Source organism: Microvirga sp. 2TAF3 (genome assembly GCF_052114965.1).
In the GTDB taxonomy this organism is placed as follows: domain Bacteria; phylum Pseudomonadota; class Alphaproteobacteria; order Rhizobiales; family Beijerinckiaceae; genus Microvirga.
Genome location: NZ_JBFRFT010000012.1, coordinates 46,626 through 63,119, shown reverse-complemented (window position 1 = coordinate 63,119; position 16,494 = coordinate 46,626). Strand labels below are relative to the sequence as shown.

General features: G+C 63.1%; 15 protein-coding genes and 1 pseudogene. 11 read left to right on the top strand and 5 right to left on the bottom strand.

Annotated features, from left to right (window positions below; genetic code table 11):
- Position 1 precedes the first annotated feature (1 nt).
- The 5 genes from AB4Y97_RS13360 to bfr all read left to right on the top strand — a co-directional run bounded on the left by AB4Y97_RS13360 (position 2) and on the right by bfr (position 3,660).
- On the top strand, positions 2–1,435 hold the full coding sequence (locus AB4Y97_RS13360) for a LutB/LldF family L-lactate oxidation iron-sulfur protein (RefSeq protein WP_441999533.1): 1,434 nt from the start codon (positions 2–4) through the stop codon (positions 1,433–1,435).
- Positions 1,432–2,103 (top strand): LutC/YkgG family protein, encoded by a 672-nt coding sequence (locus tag AB4Y97_RS13355; protein WP_441999532.1) that lies wholly within the window; start codon positions 1,432–1,434, stop codon positions 2,101–2,103. Before AB4Y97_RS13360 ends, AB4Y97_RS13355 begins: the two co-directional genes overlap by 4 nt.
- Before the next feature lie 48 nt (positions 2,104–2,151).
- Positions 2,152–2,718 (top strand): putative glycolipid-binding domain-containing protein, encoded by a 567-nt coding sequence (locus tag AB4Y97_RS13350; RefSeq protein WP_441999531.1) that lies wholly within the window; start codon positions 2,152–2,154, stop codon positions 2,716–2,718.
- A gap of 110 nt (positions 2,719–2,828) precedes the next feature.
- Positions 2,829–3,086: a (2Fe-2S)-binding protein gene (locus AB4Y97_RS13345; protein WP_441999530.1), complete on the top strand. Its 258-nt coding sequence runs from the start codon at positions 2,829–2,831 to the stop codon at positions 3,084–3,086.
- A gap of 85 nt (positions 3,087–3,171) precedes the next feature.
- Positions 3,172–3,660, top strand: coding sequence for a bacterioferritin (gene bfr / locus AB4Y97_RS13340; protein ID WP_441999529.1), 489 nt, complete (start codon positions 3,172–3,174; stop codon positions 3,658–3,660).
- Between the two features lie 180 nt (positions 3,661–3,840).
- Here bfr and AB4Y97_RS13335 read toward each other — a convergent pair whose 3' ends face one another.
- From AB4Y97_RS13335 to AB4Y97_RS13320, 4 genes are all read right to left on the bottom strand, one after another.
- The gene (locus tag AB4Y97_RS13335; protein WP_441999528.1) at positions 3,841–6,564 is read right to left on the bottom strand and encodes a bifunctional acetate--CoA ligase family protein/GNAT family N-acetyltransferase; all 2,724 of its coding nucleotides are present in this window, start codon (positions 6,562–6,564) and stop codon (positions 3,841–3,843) included.
- Positions 6,565–6,688: 124 nt separating this feature from the next.
- The gene (locus AB4Y97_RS13330) at positions 6,689–7,237 is read right to left on the bottom strand and encodes a GNAT family N-acetyltransferase (protein ID WP_441999527.1); all 549 of its coding nucleotides are present in this window, start codon (positions 7,235–7,237) and stop codon (positions 6,689–6,691) included.
- 80 nt (positions 7,238–7,317) lie between these two features.
- Positions 7,318–7,767: a GNAT family N-acetyltransferase gene (locus tag AB4Y97_RS13325; protein WP_441999526.1), complete on the bottom strand. Its 450-nt coding sequence runs from the start codon at positions 7,765–7,767 to the stop codon at positions 7,318–7,320.
- Positions 7,764–10,478 carry a PAS domain-containing sensor histidine kinase gene (locus AB4Y97_RS13320; protein ID WP_441999525.1) on the bottom strand — a complete coding sequence of 905 codons (2,715 nt, stop codon included), beginning with the start codon at positions 10,476–10,478 and terminating at the stop codon, positions 7,764–7,766. Before AB4Y97_RS13320 ends, AB4Y97_RS13325 begins: the two co-directional genes overlap by 4 nt.
- A gap of 193 nt (positions 10,479–10,671) precedes the next feature.
- On the opposite strand from AB4Y97_RS13320, the pseudogene AB4Y97_RS13315 reads away from it, so the two are divergent.
- The 3 genes and pseudogenes from AB4Y97_RS13315 to AB4Y97_RS13305 form a co-directional block, all read left to right on the top strand.
- Positions 10,672–11,037 (top strand): annotated as a pseudogene (locus AB4Y97_RS13315) (phasin); the annotation flags it as partial.
- A 48-nt stretch (positions 11,038–11,085) separates the two neighbouring features.
- Complete coding sequence (locus AB4Y97_RS13310) at positions 11,086–11,598, top strand: phasin family protein (RefSeq protein WP_441999524.1); 513 nt, start codon at positions 11,086–11,088, stop codon at positions 11,596–11,598.
- 43 nt (positions 11,599–11,641) lie between these two features.
- Positions 11,642–12,124 carry an NUDIX hydrolase gene (locus AB4Y97_RS13305; RefSeq protein WP_441999523.1) on the top strand — a complete coding sequence of 161 codons (483 nt, stop codon included), beginning with the start codon at positions 11,642–11,644 and terminating at the stop codon, positions 12,122–12,124.
- On the opposite strand, the gene AB4Y97_RS13300 is transcribed toward AB4Y97_RS13305, so the two are convergent.
- Entirely contained in the window at positions 12,121–13,041 is a 921-nt protein-coding gene (locus AB4Y97_RS13300) for a DMT family transporter (RefSeq protein ID WP_441999522.1), read from the bottom strand. The two genes, AB4Y97_RS13305 and AB4Y97_RS13300, sit on opposite strands and share 4 nt — an antisense overlap.
- A 469-nt stretch (positions 13,042–13,510) precedes the next feature.
- On the opposite strand from AB4Y97_RS13300, the gene AB4Y97_RS13295 reads away from it, so the two are divergent.
- The 3 genes from AB4Y97_RS13295 to AB4Y97_RS13285 all read left to right on the top strand — a co-directional run bounded on the left by AB4Y97_RS13295 (position 13,511) and on the right by AB4Y97_RS13285 (position 16,330).
- Positions 13,511–14,218: an outer membrane protein gene (locus AB4Y97_RS13295; RefSeq protein WP_441999521.1), complete on the top strand. Its 708-nt coding sequence runs from the start codon at positions 13,511–13,513 to the stop codon at positions 14,216–14,218.
- A 401-nt stretch (positions 14,219–14,619) separates the two neighbouring features.
- Positions 14,620–14,991 carry a hypothetical protein gene (locus AB4Y97_RS13290; protein WP_441999520.1) on the top strand — a complete coding sequence of 124 codons (372 nt, stop codon included), beginning with the start codon at positions 14,620–14,622 and terminating at the stop codon, positions 14,989–14,991.
- Positions 14,992–15,202: 211 nt separating this feature from the next.
- Entirely contained in the window at positions 15,203–16,330 is a 1,128-nt protein-coding gene (locus AB4Y97_RS13285) for a hypothetical protein (RefSeq protein WP_441999519.1), read from the top strand.
- Positions 16,331–16,494 lie beyond the last annotated feature (164 nt).

The window sequence follows — 16,494 nt, the reverse complement described above, 5'->3', positions numbered from 1 at the left end:
CATGACCGTTCACACCACCTCTCCCCAGTTCAAGCAGAATGCCGCCCGGGCTCTGGCCGATACGCAGTTGCAGAAGGCGTTGGGCAATGTGAAGCAGGGCTTCATCGACAAGCGCCAGAAGGCTGCCGACAAGCTGCCGGAATTCGAGGCCCTGCGGGATTCCGCGCGGGACATCAAGAACCACACGCTCGAACATCTCGATCTCTATCTCGAAGCCTATGAGGGGAAGGTCAAAGCCTCGGGCGGTCATGTGCATTTCGCCCGCAATGCCGAGGAAGCCCGCAACGTCATTCTCTCTATCTGCCGCGAGGCCGGCGCGAAGACGGTGACCAAGGGCAAGTCGATGATCGCCGAGGAAATCGAGATCAACGGCCATCTTGAAGCACATGGCATCACGCCGGTCGAAACCGATCTCGGCGAATACATCATCCAGCTCCGCAACGAGCTGCCGAGCCACATTATCGCGCCCGCCGTGCATCTCAACGCGACGCAGGTCGAGCAGGACTTTCGCCGCGTTCACAAGAACCTCGATCCCAAGCGCGATCTCTCGGAACCGGTGAAGCTGCTCACCGAAGCGCGTGCCGTCCTGCGCGAGCGCTTTCTTACTGCCGATGTCGGCATCACGGGCGCGAATTTCCTCGTGGCGGAGACCGGCACGTCGGTCATCGTCACCAACGAGGGCAACGGAGATCTCACGCAGATCCTGCCGAAGACGCATATCGTGCTGGCCTCCATCGAGAAGCTGGTGCCGACGCTCGAAGACGTGAGCCAGATCCTGCGCGTTCTCGCCCGCTCGGCCACGGGCCAGGAGATGTCGGTCTACACCACCTTCTCCACCGGCCCGCGCCATCTCGGCGATGCGGACGGTCCACAGAACTACCACGTGGTCCTTCTCGATAACGGGCGCTCCTCCATGCTCGGCACGAGCTTCGAGGAGATGCTGCGCTGCATCCGCTGCGGCGCCTGCATGAACCATTGCCCGGTCTATCACGCCGTCGGCGGGCATGCTTACGGCTGGGTCTATCCCGGCCCGATGGGCGCTGTGCTCACTCCGGCCCTGATCGGCGTCGACAAGGCGGGCCATCTGCCCAATGCCACCACCTTCTGCGGGCGTTGCGAAAGCGTTTGCCCGGTACGTATTCCCCTTCCCAAACTCATGCGCCACTGGCGCGAGCGGGAATTCGAGCATCACCTGACGCCCGCCACCTTCCGCTCCGGGCTCGCCTTCTGGGGCTTCTTCGCCAAGCGCCCCGCCCTCTATCGGCTCGCAACCCGTGCCGCCATGGGCGCATTGGGTTTTGCAGGCCGCAATCGCGGTCGGTTCAAATGGCTGCCCTTCGCCCGGGGCTGGACGAAATATCGCGACTTCCCGACGCCACAGGGAGAAACCTTCCAGGACCGTTGGAAAAGGGAACGCAAAGGAAGAGCCGCATGAGCGCGCGTGACGAGATTCTCGCCAATATCCGCCGCTCCCTCGGCGTATCGGGCAAGGAGACGATCCGGCGGCAGATCGCGACAGAGCGGTTGGAGCGTGCGCCGAGGGGGCTGGTCCCGGCGCGCGGACAGGTCTCGGGCGAACAGCGTTTGGCCTTGTTCAAGCTGCAGGCGGAAGCCGCGCTCGCCACGGTGACGGAGGTCGAGACATCTGCCGACGTGCCGCAATCCGTCGCCGCCTTCCTGCGCGACCACAACCTGCCCGCCACCCTGCGCATGGGACGCGATTTGCGCCTGACCGCCATGCCCTGGGGCGAGACGTCCCTGGACATCTCGCACGGGCCGAGCGAGGGCGGCGATCTCAACGCCGTCAGCCATGCCTTCGGCGGCGTGGCCGAAACCGGAACCCTTGTGTTGGTCTCAGGATCCGAGAATCCCTCGACCCTCAATTTCCTGCCCGACAACCACATCGTCGTCGTGTCGGCCAAGGACATCGCGGGCGATTACGAGACCGTGTGGAACAAGGTCCGCTTCGCCTTCGGCAAGGGCGGCATGCCACGCACGGTCAACTGGATCACCGGTCCCTCCCGCTCCGGCGATATCGAGCAGACCATGCTGCTCGGCGCGCATGGGCCGAGACGGCTGCATGTGGTGGTGGTGAAGGAATGAGCCCAGCTCCTCTCCTGGGAGCCTGAACGACCGGACGGGGAGCCCTGCATGCCATCCAACTTCATCGCCCGCACAATCCGCTGGTCAGCCTGGGAAGGTTGCGAGGCGGGAATGGAGCACGTGGAAATCAGCCCCTCGGATGGCGGCATCGAACTTTCCGGCGTCATGATCGGCAACGATGACCGATCGCGCTTCGGCCTGACCTATCGGCTTAAGGTCGATTCCGCGTGGCGCATGCGGGAGGCCCGCCTCCGGAGCGTTTCGGGGCGGGCGCTGCATCTGGAAACCAACGGTCAAGGTACCTGGCGGGAGAACGGTGTGGAGCAGCCTGCGCTCCAGGGCTGCATCGACATCGACATTCAGGCCTCTCCCATCACCAATACGTTACCCATCCGACGGCTCGATCCGAAACAGGATGAGTCGGCGGAAATCCGCCTGTGCTACATCGAGGTCCCGAGCCTGAAGGTATCGCCGCGGGAGCAACGCTACACGGCGGTCGAACCGCGAAAGCTCTATCGCTTCGAAAGTCTTGAGAGTGCCTTCACGGCGGATCTCCCCGTCGATGAGGACGGCTTCGTTCTCGATTATCCGGGTCTCTTCAAACGCCTCGCCTGAATGCAGAGCGCCGTGACAACCGGGCGCAGCCTGAAGCCTTTGCAAAGCAGGCCGCATCAGATTAACTAATTGATAGATCTATAGTTTTTAACGATTCTAAACTGATTGTCATGATCGTCTGCTCCTGCAACATCCTCTCCGACGGCGACGTGAAGGCCTGTCTCACGCCGGGCCCGGATTGCCCGCGCACGCCGGCACAGGTCTATCGCTGCCTGGGGTGCAGCCCGAATTGTGGGCGCTGCGTCCGGACGATCCGCGCCATCATGGACAAGGCGCTGGCCGATGCGGGCGTCGAGCCGGTTTCCGCCTGTCGGCGCGGTTGCTGCCCTGGATTGCCCGAGCAGGCCGCCGCCGAACCCACCCTTTGAATCACAAACATCTTTTCCTCGTTTGTAATTCCTCTAGATAAGGTGGCGCGGGGCTGAAGGATGCCGGCTCGAGACGAGGGTCAGGATGAAGGGCGATCAAAGAGTTATCGAATATCTCAATCGCGGCCTGCGCAGCGAGCTGACGGCCGTCAACCAATACTGGCTGCATTACCGGCTTCTCGACAATTGGGGCTACAAGGAACTCGCCAAGGCCTGGCGCAAGGAATCCATCGAGGAGATGCACCACGCCGACCGTTTCGTCGAGCGCATCATCTTCCTTGACGGCTTCGCCAACCTCCAAGTGCTCGACCCGCTGCGGATCGGCCAGAATGTCCGCGAAATTCTCGATTGCGACCTCGCGGCGGAATACGACGCCCGCGAACTCTACGGGGAAGCCGCTACCTATTGCGAAAGCGTCGGCGACCGGGTGTCGAAGAACCTGTTCGAAGAGCTGATGAAGGACGAGGAAAGCCATATCGACTTCCTCGAAACCCAGATTTCCCTCATCGAGCAGCTCGGCCACCAGCTCTACGCCCAGAAGCATGTGGGCGATGTGAAGAGCGACGATCACTAAAGCCTCGGACCTAAAAGTGGCTTCCACTTTTAGGATCATCCGATGCTTTCTCCTCTGATGAGAGCATCGTGCGGCCGCAAAACCGGGGCCACTTTTGCGCACGATGCTCTAACGCATCTGTCTCTTCAAGGCGGCACTCCCCTGCTTCATGCGGGATGCCGCCTCCATCATGTCTGAGGCTCACGCTTCCTCGAAAAGATGCTCCGGCTGATCGATCGCCGCGATCGGCAACGTCACGACCCGCAGCTCCGGGTCGTCCGGATCGTTGCGTATGGAGAAACCGAGCTGGCGGCACATGTCGAGCATGGTGACGTTCTCGCGCAGCACCTGCCCCTCGACCACGCGCAAGCCTTCGACCTTGGCCCACTCGATCATCAGGCGCATCAGAGCCCAGCCGAGGCCGAGGCCCTTGAGGTCCGAGCGCAACAGAATGGCATATTCCCCGGTCTCATGGTTGGCGTCCGCATGGAGGCGCACGGCGCCCATCATGTCTCCGGTCTGAGCATCGAAGGCGACAAAGGCGATGGCGCGGGCATAGTCGAGCTGCGTGAGGCGCGCGAGGAAGGTGTGGCTGAAGTCCCGCACCGGCGCGAAGAAGCGCAGGCGCAGATCCTCGGGCGTCACGTGCTGGAAGAAACGCCGGAACTCTTCCTCGTCCTCGGGCCGGACCGGACGCACGAAGGCTTTGCGCCCGCTACGCAGCGTGATCGTGCGCTCCCATTCCTTCGGATACGGCCGCACGGCGAACCGGGGATGCCCCATGCCCTTTCGCGTCTCGAGCGCGACAGCCACGCGGGCATCTACGGCGATCACCCCGTCCTGATCGGCGAGGAGCGGATTGATATCGACCTCGCGGACATCCGGCAGGTCGGCGGCGAGCTGCGCGAGCTTCACCAGGACGAGCGCGATCGCCCGCTCATCCGCAGCAGGAACATCGCGATAGGCTTTCAGGATGCGCGACACGCGGGTGCGCGAGATCAGGTCGTCGGCGAGCTTGAGATCGAGCGGAGGCAGGGCAAGTGCCTTGTCGTTGATGACCTCCACCGCCGTTCCACCGCGCCCGAACAGCACGATAGGCCCGAAGGACGGATCGTCGGCAAGGCCCACGATCAATTCCCGCGCCTTGGCGCGCCGGATCATCGGCTGGATGGTGACGCCCTTGATCGCGGCGTCGGGGCGCAGGCGGGCGGCGCGTTCGAAGATGTCGGCGGTCGCCTTCCTCACCCCCTCTTCCGTCGGCAGATCGAGCTTCACGCCGCCGATATCGGATTTGTGCACGATGTCGGGCGAGAGGATCTTCACCGCCACCGTACCGCCTTCGGCAAGGATGGGCCGGGCGGCCTCGGCCGCCTCGTCGGGCGTCCTGGCCAGGGTCACGGGAGCGACGGGAATATCGTAGGCTCGCAGCAACGCATTGACCTCGAGCGGATCGAGCCAGTGACGGCCCTCGGCCAGCACCGTCGCGACGATCTCCTGCGCGGCTGCCGTGTCCGGCACGAAATCGTGGGGCAGGCTGTCCGGCGTTTCCATGAGTTCGCTCTGCGCCTCACGGTAGCGCACGAGTTGCAGGAAGCCGCGCACCGCATCCGCCTCGGTGGCGAAATGCGGAATGTGAACATCCTCGAAGACTCTTGCCGAATCCGCATCCTCGCCGATCCAGGCTGCGAAGACGGGTTTCTTGCGCATTCCCTCTGCACGGTCGCGCTTGATCACGTCCGCTACGGCGGCGGCCGCTTCCGGCGCGCCTGCAACGGCCGTGGGAACGTTGAGGATGAGGATCGCGTCGTTCTCCGGATCCGCAAGCAGCGCCTCGAGCGCACCCTTATAGCGGGCGGGATCCGCATCGCCGATGATGTCTATGGGATTCCCGTGGGACCATGTCGGCGGCAGGATGGCGTCGAGCTGCTTTCGCGTCTCGTCCGATATCCCGGAGAGCTTGCCGCCAAGATCGATGAGCCTGTCCACCGCGAGAACACCGACGCCGCCGCCATTGGTAAGGATGGCGAGACGGTTTCCGGGAAACGGCTTCTGCCGGCCGAGCGTTTCCGCCGCCGCAAAGAGCTGGTCGAGATCGAGCACGCGCAGCAAACCTGCGCGGCGGAAGACGGCCTCGTAGACCGCATCGGACCCGGCCATCGCTCCCGTATGGGTCGCGGCCGCCTGCGCGCCCTGTGCATGCCGGCCCGCCTTGATGACGACCACCGGTTTGGTGCGCGCGGCGGCACGGGCCGCCGACATGAATTTCTGCGCGTTGTCGATGGATTCGATGTAGAGCAGGATCGCGCGGGTGCCGGTATCGCCGGAGAAGAAGTCAAGGCAGTCGCTGAAATCCACATCGATCTTGTCGCCGAGAGACACGATGGCCGAAAAGCCCACCTGTCTTTGCGCCGCCCATTCCACAAGGCCAGCGGCGACCGCACCCGATTGGGAGATCAGCGCCAAGTCCCCAGGCAAGGCGTTGCGCGCCGCGAAGCTGGCATTGAGCCGCGCCCGCGGTGCGATCACGCCGATGCAATTGGGGCCGACAATCCGCAGGCCGTGCCGGCGGGCGGCCGATCGGGTCCGGTCGGAGAGAGAACCCGGTCCGTATCCGAGCCCCGACGTTGCAATGATGGCAGCCGCCACGCCGCACTGCCCCGCTTCCTCGATCACGCCAAGGACACTTCGAGGGGGCACGGCAATTATGATGAGTTCAGGCACCTCTGGCAGCTTGGCGATGGAGGAGAAGCAGCGCTTGCCCTCTACTTCCCGGTGATGCGGGTTGACGGGGTAGATTTTCCCATCGAATCCGCCCTCGATCAGGTTGCGCAGAAAGGTCAGGCCGAGCGAACCGGGACGCGGGCTTGCCCCGATCACGGCGACGGAGCGGGGCGAGAACAGCTTGTCGAGGCGATAGGTGGACATGGCGATCCTTCGTCTCGTGGAGTGCGAACCAAGAATACGAACCTAGAGCACTTTCAGACTTCTCCGAGTCCGAAAGTGCTCCGGGCGATCGTTGTCATGACGGGGCGCGCATGAGCGATGGGAGTCACGGATCGGTCTTCTCGAAGTCGATGCAGAGAAGCTCTTCGTCGTAGAACACATCGCCGATGCGGATCGCCTTTCTCTCGATCCCATAGGGTTTGAAGCCGAGCTTGTGGTAGGTGCGCCGGGCGCTGTCATTGGTGAGGCCCACCGCCGCCTCGAGCATGATCACATGCCTCGACGCGTGATCGATCACGCGCTGGACCAGCACCTTGCCGAGCCCGCGCCCACGCCATTCCGGCTGCACATACACGCCCCACATCACCCCTTTGTGGCGGGCTTTCATCTTCCCATAAACCGCGAAGCCTGCCATGCCCGTCAGCCGATTACCCGAGAAGCTTCCGAAGATCGCATCGGGGCCGGAGAGCGAAATGTGGGCGCTGAAATCCTCGAGGGAGCGCGGGGCTTCTTCCTCATAGCTCGACCCGAAAGCTGCGGGAGAACCGGCGAGCGCTTCGAGCCGCAGATCCCGATAGGCCTGCACATCCGGCGGTTCGAGAGGACGCACCAGAGTGCTGAGGCTGATGTCGGAAACCATGTGCGATCCGGTCAAGATGTTGTCCCTTATCTACAATCGCGCGCAATCTAGCACATTCACACGGACCGCAAGCCTACGGTCACGGCCGGTCCGGATCATGCCCGCCAGCGATAGCGCGCATCGGGCTCCTTCTCCTCGTTGCCCGCGCCGTCGGTGAGTTCGATGCATTCGAAACCGTGTCGCTCGTAGAAACGGCGCGCGCGATCGTTTTTCTGGAAGGTCCAAAGCTCGAGGCTCGCGACTCTCTCCTTCGCCTTCGCCAGCAGGGCGGAGCCGATGTCCCGACCATGCCGGGACGGCTCTACATAAAGATGATCGAGCCAGCCTTCGCTTGTGGCGGCATAGCCGATCAGAAGTCCTTTCTCCCCCGCCAGCCAGACGATGCCCTTGGGGAAGACCTGCTCCTGGAAGAAGGTCAGATCCTCCTGCGGCGTATGAAGATCGGGCAGATAGGGCAGGCATTCCGCACGAACGCGGCGATGCAGCCGCGCCACGGCCTCCATGTCGGAGAGTTCGGCACGGCGCAGTACGAGGCCTGCCGTCACTCGGCCAGAACCCGCGTCGGCGGGAAGATCACCTCGACGAGCGTGCCCTCGTTGGGATGGCTGGTGATCTGCAAGGCGCCGCGGTTCGCCTCGACCAGCGCCTTGGTCAGGGGAAGGCCCAGGCCCGTGCCGCCGCGTTTGCGCGCCGTGGCGAGCTGGCGGAAGGGTTCGAGGGCGGCCTCGACCTCCTTCTCCGTCATGCCGATGCCCGTATCGCGCACGCGGAAGGCGACTTCGCCCCGGTCGGTCAGGGCCGTCGAGACGATGACCTGCCCGCCCGCATCGGTGAACTTGATGGCATTCGAGACGAGGTTGAGCACTATCTGGCGCACGGAGCGCTCGTCGGCTACGACCGGCGGCAGTTTCGCGGGGAAGCTGGTGCGCATGACGATGCGGTCCCGCGCCGCCTGCGGCTGCAACAGGGTGAAGCAGGCGGAAACCAGATCGTTCAGGTTGACGCTCGTGAAGGACAATTCCATCCGCCCAGCCTCGACCTTGGCGAGATCGAGCAGGTCGTTCACGAGGCTGATGACATGCGCGCCGGAGGCGTGAACGTCCTTCAGGTATTCCTTGTAGCGTTCGTTGCCGATGGGACCGAAACGCTCCTCCAGCATGACCTCGGCAAAGCCCAGGATGGCGTTGAGCGGTGTGCGGATCTCGTGGCTGATCTTGGCGAGCAGATCGGATTTCTGGGCGCTCGCCTCCTCCGCCGCACGCTTGGCGCCGATGAGTTCGCCCTCCGCCTTCTTGAAGGCGGTGATGTCGCGCAGGACCGCGCAGAACTTCCGGTCCGGGCCGTCATTCACATGGCCCATGGTCATGAAGAGCGGGATCGTGCCGCCCTGGCGCACCCGGCCCTGAACCTCGCGGCCGTCATTGAGCAGGCTTTTAACGCCGGGGGAGCGCAGGCCTTCGAGATAATCGAGCGCAACGATATGGCTCTCGGGAGAGAGAAGCACGGTGATCGCATCCCCCACCACCTCGCGCTGATCGTAGCCGAAGAGGGCTTCCGCCGAGCGGTTGAGGGACAGGATGCGCCCGGTCTCGTCGAGCACGATGACCCCGTCGGTGGCGGTATCGAGGATCGATTCCAGCTCATGCACGCGGCTTTCGCGCTGGCGCAGATCCATCTCGACGATACGCAGGCGCTGTCCCGCATCCGTATCGGGAATCTTACGGATCGTCATGAGGCTCGCCGGCGCGCCGTCCCATTCGGCATTCGAGAGACGGACATCGACGGCGATGCTCTCGTCCGCGCGGGTCGTGAGCGCCAGCGGCGGCCCGCCCTCCTCAGTTCCCTGCAGAACGGGAGAGCCGCGGAACAGGTGGACAAGGCCACCCTCCGCATTCATCTGGCCGGTATCTTCATAGCTCGTGAGGTCGAGCAGGAGGCGGTTGGCGAAAAGGATTTCCTCGCCGCGATGGACGAGGACGCCGATGGGCAGGCGGTCGAGCACCCGGTCGCCGTTGGCGACGAAGGGCGGACTCGGCGGTGAAGAAGGCGTCTCCTCCTCGATGGCCGGTGCCACGGTCTCGGCCGGAGAAATATCGGGCTCGAAACGCGCGCCCAGGGCACGAGCGATTTCACGGAAGGCGTTGCGCTCCGTGCTGGACAGACCGAAGGCCGCGTCGACCGGACGTGGCCTTTCGGGCGGCGCGGACGGAATGGACGCGGCCTCGACCTGCTGCTCGGGCGGAACGGCCTCGGCAAGGGTGGCCGCGACGGTTTCGCGAAGGCGCTCGAACAGGCTCTCTTCCTGGCTCAGCGCGTCTTCGGCGCCCGCCGGGTTATTCTCAGGTGCCTTGTCCCCGAGAGCGTGTGACGACTGTTCCTGAGATGTCCCTTCGAGGGAATGCCCGCCGGTCGGGATCCCTTCGGGAGCCGACCGCTCGCGCACGGCATCCATGCGCAGCAGCCCGAAGCCCCGGAAGCCCAGGAGCTTGCGGCCAGCGCCGAAAACCGGCATGCCGGCCCAATCGACCGGCACTTGCAGAGACGAGTTTTCGATGTTCCAGGCGATGGTCCGGCCTCTCCAGGTCTCGCGCCGCGCGAACAGGGAAGCGATCTCACCGCCCGGATCCTCGACCACGGAACGGGACACCTCGTCCCAACTCTGCCCGACGATATCCGAGGCCACGGGGCCGACCGCCTCGGCGAGGCCCGAAGAGACATGCAGGAAACGCGTCTGCGGATCGGTCTGCCAGACGAAGCGGATGGTGCTGCGCGGCTTCTCCCGGGAAGCGGAAGGTCTCTCCGCGGAGACCGCGACCGGAGGGCTCTGCCCGCCTGCCGGATCGGCTACCCGAACGGGACGCAGGCGCCCCGGCAGGCGCGGCACGGCGCCGACGATCCCCGTAACGAGAACGGTTTCGCCGTTCTCCCCTTCGACCAGGCGGCAGGCGACGGTGACGGGCGGCGACAGGCGGGTGGGATCGAGCCAGAGGCGCTCCAGGCGCATGCCCTCACGCGGCGCGATGCCGGCAGCCAAAGCCTTCAGCCGATCCCGCGCGCGCAAATCGGAAGCGACGCGCCCGGACTCATCGGCAAAGACATGGCGGAGCCTCTCGGCAGCAGGGGAGACCCAGAGCAGTCGCTCGATCATCCGGTCCCAGACGAGCGTGCCTGTTTCCGGCTTGGCGAGCATCGCCAGAGCCGGATCGGCGGCAAGCCGCGCGATCATCGCTTCGAACTGGTTCGGAGCATCCGTCATGAACGGTCTCGACCCTTTAACACCTGATAGCCCTACTGACCCGATTTCTAGCGCATTATCGGCAAATGCGCCTGCATAGTGGAACTCCTAAATATTTTTACTTCGTGATAACCTTAATGAGTAGGCATTGAATTGATTTTGCGGTGCACAATATGATATTGCACTGCACAAGAGCCTCTAACAGGAGTGATCCATGGCGACGAACCAGACGACGGGTTACGAGATTCCGGCTGAAATGCGTGATTTCGCGGAGAAGAGCGTCGAGCAGGCCCGTAAGGCCATCGACGGTTTCATGGGTGCCGCGCAGAAGACGGTCGATACCTTCGAGGGATCGGCGAATACGGCTCAGACCAGTGCCAAGGATGTCACCCGCAAGACGTTCACCTATGCGGAACAGAACATCGCAGCCGCTTTCGACCTCGCAGAAAAGATGGTGCGCGCCAAGAACGTGCAGGAAGCCATGCAATATCAGGCCGAATACGTGCGCTCGCAACTGGAAGCCATGCAGGCGCAGATGAAGGAATTCGGCTCCCTGGCCCAGACCGCCATGAAGCAGACAACTTCCAAGAAGTAAGATCCGACCTGAGGTTTTCGTAAGGACGTGACTATGGCCGAAGCGAAGAAAGTCGGCACCACGCGTGCCAAGAAGCGAGCCGCGCCGAAGAAGACTCCGGCAGCGCAGGAAGCAGTGCAAGTAGAGGCGGCCCAGGAAACCCTGCCGCTCCCACCGCGGGCTGAAACGAAGCCCCAGCCCCGCGTGCGCAAGACCCACGCCCCTCTGGCAGAACCGATGCAACTCTCCGGCCTCGCACCGAAGCGAGAGGACGCCCTGCGGCAGGCCATGCGCGAAGCCGTGTCGGCGACGGCCCGCGGCGCTCTCGAGGTCAACGAAAAGATCATCGAGGCATTCCAGACCCAGAGCGACGTCGCCATCGATCTCTGGCGCTCGACGATCGCTGCGCCGCATCTGTCGGAGGCGCTCCGCCTTCAGACAACGGGCACCCGCCACGCCTATGAAACCGCATCCGCGCAATGGAAGGACATCGCCGAGACAACGGCGCGCTGGTTCAACGGGAGCCTCCAACCCCTGCATGTGATGTTGAGCGACCGGAGTCGCTGAGCCCGCCCTATCGACAAGCCATTCGATGCGATAAGGCTTGGCCATGAAAGGCCAAGCCTCCCCCTCTCCTGTTCCGGCCGTGATCGCCGTCGTGATCCGTGACGAGCAGGTTCTGCTCGTGAGGCGCGCCAACCCGCCCGATGCCGGGTTGTGGGGCTTTCCCGGCGGCAAGATCGACTACGGCGAGACGGTCGCGGCGGCCGCCATCCGCGAACTGCGCGAAGAAACCTCTGTCGAGGCGGAGGCGCGAGACATCATCACCAGCCTTGACATCCTCGACCGCGCTGATGCCGGCTGCCTGAGATATCACTTCATCCTAATTGCCGTCCGGTGCCTGTGGCTGTCGGGCGATCCCGTGGCCGGCGACGACGCCATGGAGGCGCGCTGGGTCCCGCTTGCGGAGCTTGTCCCGGAGCGGATAGCCCTGAGCGCCGACGTGGATGTGATCGCCCGGCGTGCCCAGGAACTGGTGCTCGGCGAAGACCGATCCCGGACTCACACGCTTCCTGACGGCTCGATGCCTTAACGCCAGAAGATGATGGCGGTGCCGGTCACCGCCACGAATGCTCCGCACCATGCCTGCCAGGCAGGTCTGGTCCCGGTCCGAAACCAGAGCATCGGAAGAATGGCAACGGGCGCCATCGAGGCGAGCGTCGAAGTAATGGCGACACTGGTCGCGGAAAGGGCGATCATCAGCATCGACATCCCGACGACATAACCGACGAACATGCCGAGCGACAGGAGAGCCAGCGACCGTCGATCAGGGATGCCGACACCATGTTTGAGCGTTCGGGGAGAAGCCAGATAAAGGGTCCACATGACGATTCCGGCCGCCAATACGCGAACGGCCATCACGCCGAACGGATCGACGTGATCCAGCATCACCGGACGCATGGCGAGAATGCCGACCGCCTGACCGAGCGCGGCGATCACGACGAGCAGGAGGCCCGTAAGAGACGCCTTGTCCTCCGCATGGACAGATTCGTTCCGCACGAGTTCGGGATCCGCCGCCGGGGCAACCGTGAGCGTCTTTCCGAATCCAACGGCAACGGCAATCCCGCAGGCGACCAGGGCACAGCCCATCACCTGGGCAAAGCCGATGGTCTCACCCAAAACAAGAAAGCCGAGGATCGCCGCGAATGGGGCGCTCAGGGAGAAGATCAGGGCCGCCCGGCGGGCGCCGATCCGGGCGATACCTCCATTGAGAGCGGGATCGGCGATCGCAATCCCCGCAAGGCTGGAAAGGATAATGAAGGGAAGGTGGCCGGTACGCAGGGTGCTCCAGCCCCCGGTCGCCGTCGCTACGAGCGAAAGCATGACGAAACCGACGATCATGCGCCAGCGCGAGAGCGATATCGGTCCGCCGACTGCTTTCAGCACCTCCGCCGAGATCAGGCCGGCAAGCGCGATGCATATGGATGTGCCGATTGCGAAGAAACCCAAACCAATATCCTCGGCGAAATCGTTCGCACCAGCATCCTGCTGACATCAGGGGAATGGGCCCTGCTTTGCCCGACCTGAAGCGGATCGGCAAGAGCCGTCGCCGCCGAACTCATGCGGCACACCGACGAACTCATGCGGCACACCGACAAAGCGCCTTCACGCTCAGTGACAGCCATGAACTCGCCCGCAAGACGAAAGGGCCCTGCCGGGAAGGCAGGGCCAAGGTCTCGTTGTCTCTTACTGCGGGCTGGAGGCCCCAATGCCACGCGATCTGCGCATGTGGACGACAACCAGGTCAAGCTTTTCGGTCACCGCATGGTTTATGAAAAGTAAATGTTCATAAACGAGAAAGCATATGATCAAGAGCGAGGCCATCGACTATTGCAACATTCTTCGCAGTTACGTTAATCATGACTTCGACAGGCCTTGAAGCCTCGTGCTATTGAGTCCTTAATCACGGAAAAAAATTATGCGCACCTCTCTCCTCGGACTGCTCACCGGAACCGCCACCCTGGCTCTCGTCGCTTCGGCCGCCCAGGCCGCAGACCTGCCTTCGCGCTATTCGCCCGCGCCGGTCTATAACGCGATGCCTGCCTTCACCTGGACCGGCTTCTATGTCGGCGCGAATGCCGGCTATGGCTGGAGCACCGGCACCAGCCGCTATTACGACCCGGCCTTCGGCTATATCGGCAGCGGCAAAAGCGGCGGCTTCGTCGGCGGTGGCCAGCTCGGCTATAACTACCAGTTCGGCATGTTCGTGCTCGGCGCCGAGACCGATATCCAGTACGCCGCCGTCGGCAACAAGGGCTCGTCCTACGGCACCGTCTACTATCCGGGCAACTCGGATGGCTTCTTCGGCACGATCCGCGCCCGCGCCGGCGTCGCCTTCGACCGCGCCCTCGTCTACGCTACCGGCGGCTTCGCCTATGGCGATATCGGCGGCAACAACGCCTACGATCCGCTGCTCGGCGCCCGCCGCAACGACAGCACCAATGGCGGCTGGACCCTGGGTGGCGGCGTCGAATATGGCGTCACGAACAACATCACCGCCAAGGTCGAAGGCCTGTACGTGAACCTCGACACGCGCAGCAACTACTCCACCAGCTCCTACCAGGCTATCCGCCGCGACACTGAGTTCGGCGTGATCCGCGCGGGCGTGAACTACAAGTTCAACTGATCCCTCATCCTCGATCGGACGACGCAAGGCCCGGTGGCAACACCGGGCCTTTTCGTTCATGGCGCGATCATCGCCCGGTCTGCAGGACATCGTGGGAGCGGTCACGCGCGGCTCGCGTTGAACGGCTCCATATGGAGTTTCGAACGAACGAAGGCGGCGGCCCGGACGGCTGACCCCAGGATGGAGCCTTGAACGATGTGCTCACGCAGGACAACCGGGAGCTGAGATATGGCATCGCGCATGCTGGTTGCGATGATTGCCGGAGAAACCCGACCCTGGTTCGACGATTTCGCCCTCGACCGTGATGCGCCGCCCAGCCTGAGCTGATATCGAGCAGTCGCGTTCGGATCGTTGCTCACGCCCGCAACACGAGCGATAGTGATATCGCTAGGGAGATTGTCGTGAAGAAGTTGATTGCCGTTGCCGGACTGGCGCTGCAGACCGCCGGATGTGTGCTTCCACCGCAGGGAGAGCTCGCGATGACATGCACCGATTTCATCGGCAAGCCAATCTCCGATCGCATCGCGGCCTTCGGCCCACCGCAAACGGTGGTCCGGCTCAGCCCGACTCGAGTCGGGTACACCTTTGTGGCGAAGACGACGACGCTATCCGGCGGTGCCGTCTATTACACCACGAACTACTTGGTCAGAGTCGATAAGCACCGCACGCCCGTCTACGCGATGACGACAACCTGCCGTGGAACCTTCATCGTCCGCGCCCCCTCCGATGCCACGCCGCTAGACCAGCGCATCATCGTGGACGTCGTAACGTGATGCGATAAACCACCCTCTTGGGCTTGCATTAATGACGGACACGGCGCGGCGAGAACCGAACCTGCCGTCAGTCCAGGCTATGCTCGCCATAAGGATTTGTTAGTTCTTGCGTGCCTTTATCAAAGCAACATTATCCAGGTAGCATACGGTGTATTCCGTATTTCGAGTGCCCTCGATCGAGATGGGCAACATCGTTTGAATGGTGAATTGCATGACAGAAAATTGCTGGTCTTCAGGCCTCAAGCGCTGGTCCGTCCTGGGCATGGCCGTCTTTACCTTCGGATTGCTGTCAACATCCCACGTCTCCGCCTATGTTGCCCGCAAATCCGCCACCATCGGCTCAGGGCTCTCTCCCTCGGCGCAGCAGCTTGTCTCCAAGGCTATAGACGCGCAGACTCGAGCCGCCGACAAGGCTGAAGGCCGTCCGGCAAACTCCCTCGCGGTAGATTGCATGTTCGCCGCGGAATTGGTGAGGCAGGGGGATAAGCGCTTCACGCCCTATCTGCAGGCACGCGTCGATGCCCTTCTGAAGCTCGCCTCGCAAACCGAGAGCGGCGGTCCGACCTGGAGCCGCCGCAAGGAAGACAATGATCTGAAGCGTTGCCCCGCAGGCGGCATCGACGCCTTCGGCGATGGGACCTGCGATCCCCCCGGCACGCCGTATGCGTTTCAAAGCGGCCTCGCTCTCACCTGTCTCGGACGGGCCGCCGAAGTACTCGGCCGGCAGGATCTTCAGAAGCTGGGCAACGGAAGCCTGCCCTATTGGGCAAAACGAGCGTCGAGCCCCGCAGCTTGCGGAAATTGCCTTTACTTCTGGTCGAGCGGCAACGCGGATGACCGCAACCGCTACGTTCGGAACACAAACATCTATCTGAGCCTTGGCGCCGCCGCCGTTGCCCAGAACGATAAGGACTGGTCGCTTGTGAAGCGAAGCGTCGCTGCTGAATCATTCGAACAGCGCATGGGCAATCAGGGCTATCTCGGCGCTCTGGACCCGCAATGGGCCATAAAACCGGGGGAGAAAACCCGAACGGAAGATCACATGGCAGGAATGGCAGCGGCCCTGTTGTCAATCCACAACCTTCGCAACGATCCGGAGGCGCTTCAGCTCGCGCGCTGGAACTACAAGACCTGGGCCAATTGCAGCGACAGCCTTTGCTCGTTGAACAAATGCAGTTATTGGTCGGGAGATCCGAAGCAGTGCAAGGCGAGCGCCACTTTCGTCCACTGTACATTCCGGCAAATCGACCCGAACGCGAAGGCGCTGTGCGAGATCGCTCTCTCCAAGAGCGAGAAGCTGAATACTGGCGAGCTTCTTTTCATTCTCGCCGGAGATTGACGCACTCCGTCTAGACAGGTCGCGGTATAATCGCCTTTTTAGCGGGGTCTGATTTCAGCGCCCGAGGAAAATTCCTCATGAGCACGCCCTTAAGGAGCGCACCTCGGTCGTGATCAGGCAGCCACGGGTGTTTCCTTAAAACGCCTGGAGTTGGCCGTGCCCCA